The organism is Oceanobacillus zhaokaii (assembly GCF_003352005.1).
GTDB classification, from domain to species: domain Bacteria; phylum Bacillota; class Bacilli; order Bacillales; family Amphibacillaceae; genus Oceanobacillus; species Oceanobacillus zhaokaii.
The window spans coordinates 1719623-1734108 of the sequence record NZ_CP024848.1 but is presented as its reverse complement, the minus strand read 5'-3'; the positions used below and the strand labels follow the sequence as shown (position 1 = coordinate 1734108).

Genomic DNA, 14486 nt, shown 5'->3' with positions numbered 1-14486 from the left:
ATACTGAATAGTCCGCTATACTTATTCATCTAGCTTCAACTTCTAGAGACTACCGTCATAAGCAGTTGACACTTCAACGCGGAACACCACGCGTTTTCGGTCCCCTGCTTATGCGTCCGTCTCTGAACATGAACAGTCGTTTCAGCTTTTCATTTACTCAAACATTTGCTTGTTCATTTGGCTTATCGCTGCTTTTTCCAGGCGGGAGACTTGAGCTTGGGAGATTCCTATTTCGTCTGCCACTTCCATTTGCGTTTTCCCTTGAAAAAATCGCTTGTTTAAGATCATTTTCTCCCGTTCATTTAAATTATACATTCCCTCTTTTAAGGAAATTTTATCAACCCAAGTTGAGTCTTTATCCTTATCATCACTTATTTGATCGACAACAAAGATTGGATCCCCTCCATCATTATAAATTGGTTCAAATAATGATACCGGATCTTGAATAGCATCTAATGCGAACACAATTTCTGAATGTGGAACATCCATTTCTTCTGCAATTTCCGCTGGTGTTGGTTCTCTCGATGTTTTATTGATCAATTTTTCCCTTACTTGCAATGCCTTATATGCAATATCTCTTAGTGATCTCGACACTCTTATCGGATTATTATCTCGTAAATACCTTCTAATTTCACCAATAATCATTGGTACGGCATAAGTGGAAAAGCGGACATTATGCCCTAAATCAAAATTATCAATGGATTTCATTAAGCCAATACATCCTACTTGAAATAAGTCATCAACGAATTCTCCGCGATTATTAAAACGCTGTATGACACTTAATACTAATCTAAGGTTTCCGTTAACAAGCTCTTCTCTAGCGGTTATATCTCCTTCTTGTTGCATCCGAATAAACAGCTTTTTCATTTCGTCGTTCTTAAGTACGGGCAGTTTCGATGTATCAACACCACATATTACAACTTTATGTCTAGTCATTCTGTTAACCCTCCCAGATGGTGATGCTGTTCATGGTCATTATCACCAACTGGAAAAGTTTTTATGCAACGTCATTTACTTGAAAAAAATGCCAGATCTTATCAAAAGTTGATACAATACGGTTATACCATTTTATTAAATTCTTTTTGCAGTCTGCGGATAATCTTTTTTTCTAACCTCGATATGTAAGATTGTGAAATTCCCAACATATCTGCAACATCCTTCTGCGTTTTTTCTTCATCGCCAATTAGTCCAAACCGCAGCTCCATAATTTGTTTTTCTCGATCATTTAATTGAGATAAGGCGCTTTTTAATAGGCTTTTATCCACATTTGATTCTAGGTTCTTGGTAATAATATCATCATCGGTTCCCAGCACATCTGATAATAATAATTCATTTCCATCCCAATCGATATTTAGCGGCTCGTCGAAAGATATTTCTGATTTTAGTTTATTATTTCTCCGTAAATACATTAAAATTTCATTTTCAATACAGCGAGACGCATAGGTAGCCAGCTTAATATTCTTCTCGGGATTGAATGTGTTGACTGCTTTAATCAGGCCGATTGTACCAATACTTATTAAATCTTCTATATTTATCCCGGTATTTTCAAATTTACGAGCGATGTACACAACCAAACGTAGGTTACGTTCAATTAAAATTGCCCGAGCTGCTTTATCTCCTTTCGGCAGTTTTATTAATAGTTCTGCTTCCTCCTGCTTCGATAAAGGTGGTGGGAGTGCTTCGCTGCCACCAATATAGTAAATTTCATCCGAGTTGATCCCTAGTTTAATTAACAGCTTATACCATTTTAAACGTAAACGAATAAACCACACCTTCATGTCACATCTCCCCTTTTGATAATCATATTTGTTTGGCTGTTTAATATAAGATAAATATATTTTTAAAGTATTGGATTATAAGCAGCAGTTGATATAAAGTGCGCACCAGTTTTATGTGCTAAGAGCTCTCGACCAGTCGCTCCAGAAATACACTACGCGCACCTTAAGGGAGCATATGTTGCGACGGTATTACCTCTCTATACGCCGTTGATTGTAGCGGAGGACAGGGCAAGACTCCTGCGGGAAACGCAACTGCTGAAGATCCATCGGAAGTAGTCTTCTTCCGAAGGAGCAAACCGCGTTGCCCTCCGGATGCCCGACTATCCAGAGCGGAAATCAACTTTGCTCCTACTTAGTTCGCATTTTATATAAATGGCAACAAACAATATAATGAGCGATTTTCTAAGCTATTTTCATCCCCTATGCTGAATGCACAGATGCTAATTTAATTATTTGCGGCTGCAGTAAACAATGGTAACTTCCATCCTTTACTAATTCAGCAAACTGGATGCCAATTAAAACCTTTGATGACACGATTTTTTGTTCATTATAGTAGACAATTAACTGTTCGGGCCGGATTGTTATTAAAAACATACTCTTGCCTCCTACACCTTGGTAAGGAACAATTTGTATCTTATTTTCCCAATTTTTTGGAAGAATTTCGAAATCTAATGTTTCCTGTGCAATCTTTAATAATTCCCATTCTACATCTGTAAACCACTGTTTCAGGAAAAATTCATCGCAAATGATTACTGGCTTTTTTGACAACGGATCAACTAATTGATTGCCACTATCAATATAGCCGGTCGTTGCAAAGCTTTGATTATTAATCTGAATCAATACCTCATATAGTTGATCATAGCGAATTTTTTCCATGACATGCTTGTCCATACGGGACTTGGTAAATAACCACACAATTGGAAAGCCAGTCACTACAAATATCCAGCTGACAGGGTCCCCGTATCCACTCGAAAACGTAAGCAGACTATTACCCGATACCCCAATCCGATTTTGTAAGAGAAAGTGTAAACCGATTAACCCACCTCCAATAGCAAAGGTAGTAAAATAAAACAATAAGAGGAGTCTAGAAAAACGATAAATGGATCGATAACCAAACGTACTAAATATAATTAGAGCAGAATAGAATAATTTTCCAAAAACACTAGAAATAAATGAATCTGGAAAATATATAGTAATTGGTACGAGCAACGAAGCAATAAATGCACCTAATAGGATTCTACGCTTTCTCGCATTATCTCGAGATAGAGCCTGTGTCAATAACAGCAGCATCATATCTAAAATAAAATTCAAGGCCCAGACGGCATCAAGATAAATGGTCAACAAACTCTTCCTTTCTTCGAGAGTTGGTGATTGCTTATATTATTTTTCAAAATTTCATTTACTATATTTATAGGAGGAGTTAAAGAGAAGTATATCGATATTCATAAGCAAAGTCTGTCACTTCTTGTAAGCGAAAAGAGGCTAATTTTAACTAGTTATTGAAAGATTTGTCATGAATAAAAAACGGAAGTGGCAGTATAACGACTTATAGGAAATAGTGGAATTACTATCGGAATGTTTAACATAAAAATAGCAAGTAAGCAGCTACACCTAGCTGCCTACTTGCTATTTTTTATCTATCATTTAGCGATTGCGATTCCGGTTTCTTAAGAACGTTGGAATATCCAATTCTTCTTCTTCTTGTCGCTGACGCTGTGGTTGTGCTGGGGCTTGCTCACGCTCTCTTTCTCGTTCACGCTGTTGCGGTGCCGCCTCTTCATTTGCTTGTGTTGCTGCATGTTGATTGTGATTAATGACAGGACGTTGTTGCTTTATTTTTGCTTCTGGTTTCTGAATTGATTCATCAAAACCAGTTGCTATAACAGTTACAACAATTTCATCATTTAAATCTTCATTGATAACCGATCCAAAAATAACATTTACTTCTTTATCTGCTGCAGAAGTAACTAAATCAGCAGCCTCTTGAACTTCATACAGGCTAAGATTCGTTCCACCGGTAATGTTCATTAAAATACCGTGTGCACCATCAATTGACGTTTCAAGTAGAGGAGATGAAATTGCTTTTTTAGCAGCTTCCATTGCCCGTGATTCTCCTGTTGCAATTCCAATACCCATTAATGCAGAACCTTTATCAAACATGATTGTCTTCACATCAGCAAAGTCAACATTAATTAGACCAGGTTTTGCAATTAAATCTGAGATACCTTGTACACCTTGTCTTAAAACGTTATCTGCTTCACGGAATGCTTCTAACATAGGTGTATTTTTATCAACGATTTCTAATAAACGATCGTTGGGAATAACAATTAGTGTATCTACACTACCTTTTAATGTTTCGATTCCAGAAATTGCCTGGGTCGAACGTCTTCTTCCTTCGAATGAGAAAGGTCGTGTTACTACACCAACTGTTAATGCACCCAAATCTTTTGCAACTTGAGCAATTACCGGTGCTGCACCTGTTCCAGTTCCGCCACCCATACCAGCAGTTACAAAGACCATATCTGCACCTTTTAATACTTCTTCAATTTGTTCCTTACTTTCTTCTGCAGCCTTTTTACCAACTTCTGGATTTGCACCTGCACCTAATCCTCGTGTTAACTTTCCACCAATTTGAATCTTTAATTCGGCCTTGGATAAGTTCAATGCCTGTGAATCTGTATTTACAGCAATGAACTCCACGCCTTCTACCCCATGTTCAATCATTCGGTTAACCGCGTTATTTCCGCCGCCACCGACGCCTATAACTTTTATCGTCGCTAATTCATCAAGATTTGTATCAAACTCCAACATATTTGTTCCTCCTAATATGCAAAATGACAAGAGTACCAGAAGCTAATGCACATCACTTATTTTAATAAAACTATTAAACTAAGTCATTACTATCTTCAAATATTAATCAAAGAAATATTTAAACAGATTAGCCATTCCAGATTCTTTTTTCTTCTTTTCTTTTGGTTCATTTGTCTTTTCTTGTTTCTGATTTCGTTTTGGTTTCGGTTCGCTTGAACTAACAGTTACAGAAGGATATAATTCTTTTCCTTGTATTTTTGCATTTCGGTGTGCGAATTGCAAAATCCCAACTCCAGCCGTGAATTGTGGTTCCCGAACACCTATGTAATCAGGTATTGCGATGCGGACATTCGAGCGGAATAAGTCTTGAGCTAATTCTAAAACTCCTGACATCATCATCGTACCGCCTGTTAATACATAACCACCAGGTAATTCTTGGTAACCCATTCTTCTAATTTCTCGTTCAGCAAATGCATATATTTCTTCTAATCTTGCTTCGATCATATCAGAAATCTGCAGCTGATTATAAGTCTGCTTTGTATTGCTCCCAATAATGGAAATTTCAAAGGTTTCATCTTCTTGTGCATCATCATAAAATGCATGTCCATAATTTAATTTTACATCCTCAGCTTCCTCTGTGGACGTCCTGAGTCCGATAGATAAATCCTTCGTAATATTGTCCCCACCTAAACTTATAACACTAGTAGAAGCGAGGTGATCATTTTCAAAGATGGAAACAGTTGAACAGCCACCACCGATATCAATAAGGGCAACCCCCATATTCTTTTCATCTTTTGATAGTGCAATGGTTCCAGCTGCTAATGGTTGTAAGCAAATATCAGATACTTGTAAATTTGCACGCTCAACACATTTTAAAATATTGTGCAAGACAGTTTTCGAACATGTAATAATCGTACCTTCCATTTCTAAACGAACCCCAATCATCCCTCTAGGGTCCGTAATTTCGTCTAACCCATCAACAATAAATTGTTTAGGTATTACGTCAATTATTTCACGTTCTGGTGGAATTGAGATTACTTGTGCACCATCAATCACTCGCTTAATATCCTCATCACCAATTTCGCGATTCTCACTCTGAACAGCAACAACGCCGTGACAAGGCTGTAATTGAATATGATTGCCATTAATTCCAACAATGACACTTTCAATATGCATGCCAACCATACGCTCTGCTTGTTCTACTGCACTTCTTATCGATTGTACGGTTTGATCTATATCAACAATCGCACCTTTTTTCATACCATTTGATTTTGCCGTACCAACACCAATAATATTTAGTGAATCATTTAATACTTCTCCAATTATTACTTTAATTTTTGCTGTTCCTATATCAAGGCTTACTAGTATTTCACTATTTTTCAATGAAAGGCACCTCCAATTTCAAAAACAATTGCTTTATCTGCAACTATATCTCAAACTACTATTATACAAAAAAGCACAACACTGTTCAGTGGAAAATTTATCCTTTTCAATTATTCAATGAAATTTCCTAGAATACTTTAACGGAATACTAATCACTTCAAAAATTTTAATAGTCTTTGAAGGATTACATAACCGAGAGTAATCTACTATTTTAAAGGAATTTCAGTGAAAAAGAAAATGATACATAGTTAATTCCACATAAGCGCAGCATTTTCCTTTATTTTAAGATAATAAAGTGCAGGTATTAACTTAAAAAAACTCCTGCGTTGTGATAGATTGCTTTTTACTTGTCCTATCAACACGATTTTTCGGAACACCAAAACAGCCCAAATCTAATGGGGCGCACTCGCACACCGTTTCTTGGGAGTTTGCGCTTTTGTTTTGTTAATTTTATAATCTAAACGAAACGTCTTACCGTCATCGTATAGTTATTCGATTTTAGTTAAGTTTATATGACTTTATTAAACTAATTTATTCTGTCGTATTTTCCTCTTCTACCCCATCTATTTCTTCCTCATCACTTGCTGACTTTTTTTCATAGGATTCGAAATAAACGCCTACTCCAAGATGAATGATTCCTTTGCTTTTTGGTTCTAATTGGGCAACTATCGAAGGGTATACTTCCATTTTATCGGCAAAATCACGAATCGTTGCATCGACCAGGTAACCATCATTCATGTAAAGTAAAATTTTATTCTTATTATCATCTGAAGGTTGCCAGTGAACCTCAGAAATAAGTGCTGAAATATTTTGTGGTAGTTTATTAAGCTCCTCAGCCATTCTATGTAAGTATTTCTCTTCTGTAAATCCTATAATTAATGGAGATTTACCGTTGAAAGAAGATTGTCCTAGCTGCTTTAGAGTTACACCATTTCCTAGAATAGGAAAATAGTTGGTTTCTTCTTTCATATACCCGACTATTTTGTATTCATTCACTTGAATATTCACTGTCCAAGGCAGTTGCTTAGAGACTTTAACAGATTCAATAATTGGATTTTTACTTAGTGCATCTTCAGTGTTCTTTTGATTAAGCATCCAAATATTTGTATCCATTGTCAAACCACTTTGTTCGATAATCGTTTCATTGGAAACATGAGTATTGCCATGAACTTGGATAGTTTTAATGTGACTTAAAGGTGATTGTAAATAGACAATAATTGAGATTAAGAAGAAAAAAATAGAAAGATAAAAAATTAAACGTCGATTTGCTTTTTTCTTGCGAGCTTGTTTCAATTTAGGAATTCGATCCTCAATTGAGACAATGTTCTTTTTGCTCATCCCCATTTCTTCCTTTTTTCAATATTAAAAGAATAAACGACATCATTTGGTGCCGCTCCTATCTAGTTACTAGAATTATATCATAAAATATCATGAAACACGTAGTTAACATTGATTTGTTTAGCAATTTTTATCGATTTAAAACGTAAACACTACTAAATTACAAATCTTATCTGTCGTCTGTTAAATAATCAACCTTACTTTGTTTCATAAAACCAGCTTATTTCGCATCGTTTGTCGCAATTTATATAAAGTGCTACATAAGAGCAACGTTGATTGCAGCCGTAAAAGAGCGCGAAATACCACTCCATCCTATGAAAGAGGTAGATAAAAAATAGTAAAACGCATAGTCACCAGTGGAGGAAATACACAAAGACCCCTGCGGGAGGTATGGCCTAGGTGAGACTACGAAGTGCGGCAGCACGCGGAGGCGCACCAGCCGCCCTAAGGTGCGTATAAGTGTATTTCCGGAGCGGTGGGACATTAAGCAGAATATGAATGTTAGATCGCAGTTTACAACAACTTATTACATTTTCATTATTTACATTAAGTAGCAGCAGTCTTTTATTACTGCCTAATACAAATTGTTTATTCTCTATTTATTGTTTCCAACCCTCGCAAAAACAACTGCTAAATCTTTGAATGAATGCTGACATTTAACAAGATACCCACGGAGCATAATGTTAATGTGAGCGAGGATCCACCGTAGCTTAAGAATGGTAAAGTAATTCCTGTTACTGGGATTAATCCAATTACTACACTAATATTAATCATCGCCTGAACAGTCAGCATAACGACTATTCCTAAAGCAAGAAATCTTCCAAATAAATCCGGTGCCTCCAAGGAAATCTTTATCCCTCGCCATAAGAGCAGCAGAAACAATCCAATTGTAAAAAAAGCCCCAATATAACCTAGCTCCTCTGCAAGAATTGCAAAGATAAAATCAGTTTGAGGCTCAGGAAGATAAAAGTACTTCTGAAGACTATTCCCTAAACCAAGTCCCATTAATCCTCCTGGTCCAATAGCATATAACGATTGGATAATTTGAAATCCGTCTCCTAGAGGATCTTCCCATGGATCTAAAAATGCAGTAATTCTGCTGATTCTGTATGGAGCTGACGCAATTAATAAAGCAAAACCTATCATTCCTAATGCTGCTAGTCCAAAAAAATGAGATAGTTTCGCACCTGCAACAAAGATCATCACCATACATGTAAGTACTAATACTAATCCAGTACCAAGGTCTGGCTGCAGCATGATTAATCCAAAAGCTGTAAATACAAGTAATAAACACGGAATAAATCCCTTTCTTAGCGACGTAATATATTTTTGGCTTGTTGCCAGTAAACCAGACAGAAAAATGATTAAGCCTAGTTTCATAAATTCAGAGGGCTGAATACTAAATGCACCAACACCTATCCAGCTCTGTGCTCCCCCGCGCACTAGACCCACACCAGGTATAAGTACTAATAGGAGCAAAACAAAACAGACTAACAAAATAGCCCTACTATACCTTTTCCATGTACTATAAGGGATAAACATGAAAGAGAACATTGCAACTACACCTACTCCAGCAAAGAGTATTTGCCGTTTTAAATAATAAAACGCATCATCGAACTTATATTCAGCCCAAATATAGGAGGAGCTGAACACCATTACCATTCCGCTTGCAAGCAAAATTAAAATAATCGTCAGCAAGAGAAAATCTGGTTTATTTTTATCCTTTAATAGTTTTTTAAACAAAAAAATACCCCTTTTCCTAGAATTTGGAATAGGGGCAGTATCATAACTTTGATGACTAATATTTAATTGTGACTGAATAATACAAGCCCCTACACTAGTTTATGCACAGCTTGTATAAACATGTCTCCTCTTTCTTCAAATGTCCGATATTGATCCCAGCTAGCACAAGAGGGGGATAAAAGAATGACATCATCCACATTGGAAATCGCATATGCCTTCTTCACTGCTTCCTCTACGTTTCCAGCGAATTCAATCGTTTTTATACCTGCTTGATGACCAAGATCTTCTAGCTTTTCTTTAGTTTGACCAAATAATACCATCGCTTTTACATTACTTAAGTACGGTAATAAATCCGTGAATTCATTACCGCGATCTAGTCCACCAGCTAATAATATCGTTGGCTGCATAAACGCTGATAGTGCCTTTTGTGTTGCTAACATATTTGTTGCTTTTGAATCATTATAAAATAATCGACCATTGATCGTATCAATATATTGTAAACGATGCTTCACACCAGAAAAGATTGATAATACCTTACGTATCCCTTCATTTGTTGCTCCGTCTAATTTAGCAGCTGCAATCGCCGCTAAAATATTTTCGATATTATGCTCACCAACTAACACGACTTCATCACGACTGATTACTTTATCATCTTTAAAATAAATATATTCCTCATCAATCCAAGCACCATTTTCCAATTTTTTCTTTGTAGAGAACGGTATCAGTGCTGCCTTCGCATGCCTCACTGCATCAGTAATTATATTATCATCCGCATTATAAACTAAATAATCATCACTAGTTTGTTGCTTAAAGATATTACATTTAGCCTGTACATAATTGTCTAAGGTTTTGTGATAATCCAAATGAGCTTCAAAAATATTTAATAAGACAGCAATTTTTGGTCTGAATTTATCAATTCCCTGTAATTGAAAAGAAGATAATTCTAAAACGAGTGACTCTTCTTTTTCTAAAGACTGTGCTGCATCAATTGCAACAATTCCAATATTACCTGCTACCTTAACAGGTTGTTGGCTCTTTTCCAACATTTCCGTTATCAGGGTTGTTGTCGTTGTTTTTCCATTTGACCCTGTAATACCAATGATCGGACCTTCTACTAGGCTGTACGCAATTTCTATTTCGGTGATGACTGGAATATTGCGTCTCTCTGCCTCAACAATTACTGGGTTATCATATGGAATGCCTGGATTTTTTACAATAATTTCAATTTCATCAAGTACTTCAATCGGATGTCCACCCACGATTACTTCAGCACCTAATTCCTGAAGCTGTATAACAACCTCATCCTCTTTCGTTGCATTTCGATCATTCACACGTACTTTTTTCCCGTTTGCTAATAATACTTTAGCAGCTGCTGTTCCACTTTTTGCTAGACCTAACACAAGTACATGTGCGAACGGAAAGTCATTTAATTTTTTCAATTTATGCCCACCTCAATAAATATGCCTAGCGCGGCAAAAATAATTCCGATAACCCAAAACGTTGTTACGACTCTCCACTCAGACCATCCTACTAATTCATAATGATGATGCAGTGGGCTCATTTTAAATACTCGTTTCCCTGTAGTCTTGAAAGAAATAACTTGTATAATAACGGACAGTGTTTCAATTACAAATACACCGCCGATAACAACTAGAAGTATTTCTGTTTTTGTTAAAATCGCTACAGCTGCAATTGACCCGCCTAGTGCCAGTGATCCAGTATCCCCCATAAATACCTTAGCAGGATGTGCATTAAACACTAAAAACCCTAATAGAGCGCCAACCACAGCTAAGGTAAAGATACCAATCTCTGCCTGTTCTCCAAGATACCAGGCAATAATTCCATACGCTCCAAAAGCAATGACCGCAGTTCCTGATAGCAGTCCATCTAATCCATCCGTTAAATTCACTGCATTAGAAGCACCCACCAGCATCACAATAATTAATAAGGCGTATGCCCAACCAAGTTCCCATTGAATGTCTGTTCCAGGTATTTGAATATACGTCGGGAAATCCTGACTTCGTAAAATAAAGAAAAATACGAGTGCAATAATGATTTGACCAATAAATTTCTGCAAAGATGTTAATCCTAAATTTCTTTTTAATGCTACTTTAATAAAATCATCTAAAAATCCCAATAGTCCATAGCCAACAAGTACAAAAATCAATAACCAGAACTCATATCCAATGGCATCCCCTGATACTCGATAGATCATAATTAGCGATGTAACGACAATACTCAAGATGATCATGAGTCCACCCATTGTTGGTGTCCCTGTTTTCTTCAAATGTGACTGAGGTCCTTCTTCTCGGATACTTTGTCCAAACTTTAATCTTCTTAAAAATGGAATAAAAATCGGAGACAAAAGGACGGTGATTAGAAATCCAATTGCTATTGTAATTAGTAACACAGTTATATTCATTGCTATTCCTCCTCTTACCTTTACCGTCCGTTATAAAGGTTGTTCAAAAAGTCCGGTAAGAATGGCACATCGATGTTTCTACCGACTCGGCCCTTTTTGAACACGCACTTATAGTGGATTAGTTCAAAATTTCCTTTATTATTGTTTCAAATTGTAATCCCCTTGAAGCTTTAAACAAAAGGACCGCTTCTTTTTCTAAGTATGGTTCAAGTGCCTGAAGTATTGCAGCTTTTTCAGTAAAATGTTTACAAGCTATTGTTTCATTTTTCTCCATTACAGCAGTTGAAATCAACTTCGAATGATTGCCAAAAGTAAAGACTGCTGTAATTGGCGATTGAATCACTTCAGCAATCGACTGATGCATTTGTTCTGAATGATCTCCCAACTCTAAAACATCACCAAGTACCAATACCTTGCTAGTAAATCCTTCCATCTGCTTCACTACTTCAATTGCAGCTTTCATCGACGTTGGTGAAGCATTATATGCATCATTGATGATGGATACACCATGTCTCCCTTTCATCAATTCAAAACGCATAGAAGTCTGCTTTAAACCAAGTAATGCGGTCTTTCTCTTATGGATGTCGATTCCCAATTGCTCCCCTAATATAATAGCATAGGTTGCGTTTTTTGCGTGGTGTTTTCCTAACAATGGAACATCATAATATGTTCCATCAGATAAAGTGAAGCTTGTTGCTTCTAATGATATATTAACATTGCGAATCACAATGTCATTTTCAATATTAAAACCGCATGCTATTGTATTTGGATAATTATTTAATTGATTAAGCAAGGGCTCGTCACCATCAATTATTAAGACACCATCTTTCTTAAGCCCATTGATAATCTCTAATTTTGCATTGGCAATACCTTCCCTTGAACCAAGGAATTCAATATGGGACTCACCGATATTCGTTATTATTGCATAGTCTGGTTTAGCAATTTTGGATAATAAATCAATCTCACCAAAGCCACTCATACCCATTTCAAGTACAAGAACTTCTGTATCACGTTCCATCGATAATATTGTCAATGGCAAACCAATATGGTTATTAAAATTCCCATCCGTGTAATGTGTTCTATATGTAGACTTCACCATAGCAGCTACTAAATCCTTCGTTGTTGTTTTTCCGTTAGAACCGGTTATGCCGACAACAATCGGATTTATAACATCTCGATAATTTGTTGCTAACTGTTGCAATCCAGCAATAGTATCCTCTACGTAAAAAACAGGAAATTCAGTTGGGATTGATGCCGGGACACTCTTCTTTCTTTCCCATAATAATGCTATCGCTCCGTTTTCGACGGCTTGATTGACATATTCATGCCCATCAAAATTATCACCAACAATCGGTACAAATAAAGAATTCCCTATTTGTACTCGACTGTCAGTATTAACAGTATCAATTTCTATCGGCTTTTTAACATCGCCACTGAAATTCGTAAATATTTCAGATAACCAATTTGTAGTAAATAACATGTTCATTTCTCCTTAGCTTTAATTGCTTCTCTAGCTACTTCACGATCATCAAAATCATATTTGACGTGACCAATTTGTTGATAGGTTTCATGACCTTTGCCTGCAATTAATACAATATCATCTTTTCTAGCATATTGAATAGCTTTATTTATTGCTATTTTTCTCTCAATAATGACCTCAAATTTCTGCGGCTCTGTCAATTCTTTTGTCATATCATCTAGGATCACTTTAGGGTCTTCCGTTCTCGGATTATCCGATGTAAAAATTGCGTAATCTGCATACTTTAAAGCAATTGCTGCCATTAACGGGCGCTTAGAACGATCACGGTCCCCGCCACATCCGACGACAACATATACTTTTCGTTTCGCTATTTCCTTACTCGTTTGCAGGACATTTTCAAGTGAGTCTGGTGTATGCGCGTAATCAACGATGACACTATACGGTTGTCCTAACGATACCGTTTCAAAACGACCATCGATACTTGAAATGTTTTCCAGTGCAATCTTTATAATGGTTAATGGTATTTTTGCTACAATTGCAGCAGCAGTCGCAGCTAACATATTATAAACATTAAACATGCCAATTAGCTTACTTTTTATTGTTATATTTCCAATTGGCGTAACCAAATAAAACGTAGACCCCTTGGCAGTGAGCGCAATATCTCTAGCCATAATGTCTGCCTTGTTGTGACAACCATAAGTGATCACCTGCTGTGCTGTACTTCGTTTTAATAAATTACTTACAGGGTCATCTTCATTTATGACTGCAAACTTTTTTTCGTTGTTATGATAGCTATTCCCTAATTGGGCAAAGAGCAGACTTTTCGCATGGAAATAATCATCCATATTTTTATGATAATCCAAATGATCCTGAGATAAGTTCGTAAAGATTGCTATATCAAATTTACAGCCATATACCCTTCCTAAATCAAGTGCATGGGAGGATACTTCCATGATTGCTTGTTCCACATCGGCATCAACCATCTCATGGAATGTTCGTTGTAAAATCAGCGCATTTGGTGTCGTATTTTCTACCGGATAAGTTTGGTGCCCAATTTTCGTCTGAATTGTACCAATTACACCTGTCTTAATGTTATTCGTATTAAACATTCTTTCTAACAAATAGGTAATTGTTGTCTTTCCATTTGTGCCAGTCACACCAATTAATGCAAGCTTATGTGTAGGATAATGGTAGAATTTAGCCGCAAGCATTGCTAAAGCCCGATGGGTATCTGTTAAATAGATCACTGGAACGGGTGCGGTAACTTCTTGTTCAGCAATAATAGCAACTGCCCCATTATTTACTGCTTCTTTAACATATTGATGACCATTCACTGTAAATCCAGCAATACAAATAAACAGACTTCCTTGCTTTACCTCACGGGAATCAATGGCAATATTCGTTATTTCTACGTCCTCAATTAATGAATTTCTGTTATAAAAAGATAGACTTGAAAGCAATTCTTTTAATTTCATAACAAACATCCTTTATTCATTAATGACCAACAATTTTAAGGCAAACTTGATTTGGT

11 protein-coding genes are annotated in these 14486 nt (G+C 36.4%); all 11 read right to left on the bottom strand.

The features are described from left to right. Nucleotides 1–153 precede the first annotated feature (153 nt). Nucleotides 154–936 (bottom strand): RNA polymerase sporulation sigma factor SigG, encoded by a 783-nt coding sequence (gene sigG, locus CUC15_RS08780; protein WP_114916298.1) that lies wholly within the window; start codon nt 934–936, stop codon nt 154–156. Between the two features lie 122 nt (nt 937–1058). Continuing rightward, on the bottom strand, nt 1059–1778 hold the full coding sequence (sigE, locus tag CUC15_RS08775) for an RNA polymerase sporulation sigma factor SigE (RefSeq protein ID WP_114916297.1): 720 nt from the start codon (nt 1776–1778) through the stop codon (nt 1059–1061). 420 nt (nt 1779–2198) lie between these two features. Then, nucleotides 2199–3119 (bottom strand): sigma-E processing peptidase SpoIIGA, encoded by a 921-nt coding sequence (gene spoIIGA, locus CUC15_RS08770; RefSeq protein WP_114916296.1) that lies wholly within the window; start codon nt 3117–3119, stop codon nt 2199–2201. 303 nt (nt 3120–3422) lie between these two features. Then, nucleotides 3423–4589 carry a cell division protein FtsZ gene (ftsZ, locus tag CUC15_RS08765; protein ID WP_114916295.1) on the bottom strand — a complete coding sequence of 389 codons (1167 nt, stop codon included), beginning with the start codon at nt 4587–4589 and terminating at the stop codon, nt 3423–3425. 102 nt (nt 4590–4691) lie between these two features. Continuing rightward, nucleotides 4692–5972, bottom strand: a complete 1281-nt coding sequence (ftsA, locus tag CUC15_RS08760; RefSeq protein WP_114916294.1) for a cell division protein FtsA — start codon at nt 5970–5972, stop codon at nt 4692–4694. 531 nt (nt 5973–6503) lie between these two features. Continuing rightward, nucleotides 6504–7310: a cell division protein FtsQ/DivIB gene (locus CUC15_RS08755; protein ID WP_114916293.1), complete on the bottom strand. Its 807-nt coding sequence runs from the start codon at nt 7308–7310 to the stop codon at nt 6504–6506. Between the two features lie 630 nt (nt 7311–7940). Continuing rightward, complete coding sequence (spoVE, locus tag CUC15_RS08750) at nt 7941–9053, bottom strand: stage V sporulation protein E (protein WP_114916292.1); 1113 nt, start codon at nt 9051–9053, stop codon at nt 7941–7943. An 89-nt stretch (nt 9054–9142) separates the two neighbouring features. After that, nucleotides 9143–10492: a UDP-N-acetylmuramoyl-L-alanine--D-glutamate ligase gene (murD, locus tag CUC15_RS08745; protein WP_114916291.1), complete on the bottom strand. Its 1350-nt coding sequence runs from the start codon at nt 10490–10492 to the stop codon at nt 9143–9145. Next, a complete protein-coding gene (gene mraY, locus CUC15_RS08740; RefSeq protein WP_114916290.1) occupies nt 10489–11475 on the bottom strand; it encodes a phospho-N-acetylmuramoyl-pentapeptide-transferase in 987 nt (328 codons plus the stop codon). The genes murD and mraY overlap by 4 nt, the downstream gene beginning before the upstream one ends. 118 nt (nt 11476–11593) lie before the next feature. Beyond that, entirely contained in the window at nt 11594–12955 is a 1362-nt protein-coding gene (locus CUC15_RS08735; RefSeq protein ID WP_114916289.1) for a UDP-N-acetylmuramoyl-tripeptide--D-alanyl-D-alanine ligase, read from the bottom strand. A 2-nt stretch (nt 12956–12957) separates the two neighbouring features. Further along, nucleotides 12958–14430, bottom strand: a complete 1473-nt coding sequence (locus CUC15_RS08730; protein ID WP_114916288.1) for a UDP-N-acetylmuramoyl-L-alanyl-D-glutamate--2,6-diaminopimelate ligase — start codon at nt 14428–14430, stop codon at nt 12958–12960. Between the last annotated feature and the right edge of the window lie 56 nt (nt 14431–14486).

Excerpts from the sequence above, each read along its gene's own strand:
- sigG (WP_114916298.1), bottom strand. The coding sequence starts at position 936 with ATGACTAGACATAAAGTTGTAATATGTGGTGTTGATACATCGAAACTG.
- sigE (WP_114916297.1), bottom strand. The coding sequence starts at position 1,778 with ATGAAGGTGTGGTTTATTCGTTTACGTTTAAAATGGTATAAGCTGTTA.
- ftsZ (WP_114916295.1), bottom strand. The coding sequence starts at position 4,589 with ATGTTGGAGTTTGATACAAATCTTGATGAATTAGCGACGATAAAAGTT.
- CUC15_RS08755 (WP_114916293.1), bottom strand. The coding sequence starts at position 7,310 with ATGAGCAAAAAGAACATTGTCTCAATTGAGGATCGAATTCCTAAATTG.
- mraY (WP_114916290.1), bottom strand. The coding sequence starts at position 11,475 with ATGAATATAACTGTGTTACTAATTACAATAGCAATTGGATTTCTAATC.
- CUC15_RS08735 (WP_114916289.1), bottom strand. The coding sequence starts at position 12,955 with ATGTTATTTACTACAAATTGGTTATCTGAAATATTTACGAATTTCAGT.
- CUC15_RS08730 (WP_114916288.1), bottom strand. The coding sequence starts at position 14,430 with ATGAAATTAAAAGAATTGCTTTCAAGTCTATCTTTTTATAACAGAAAT.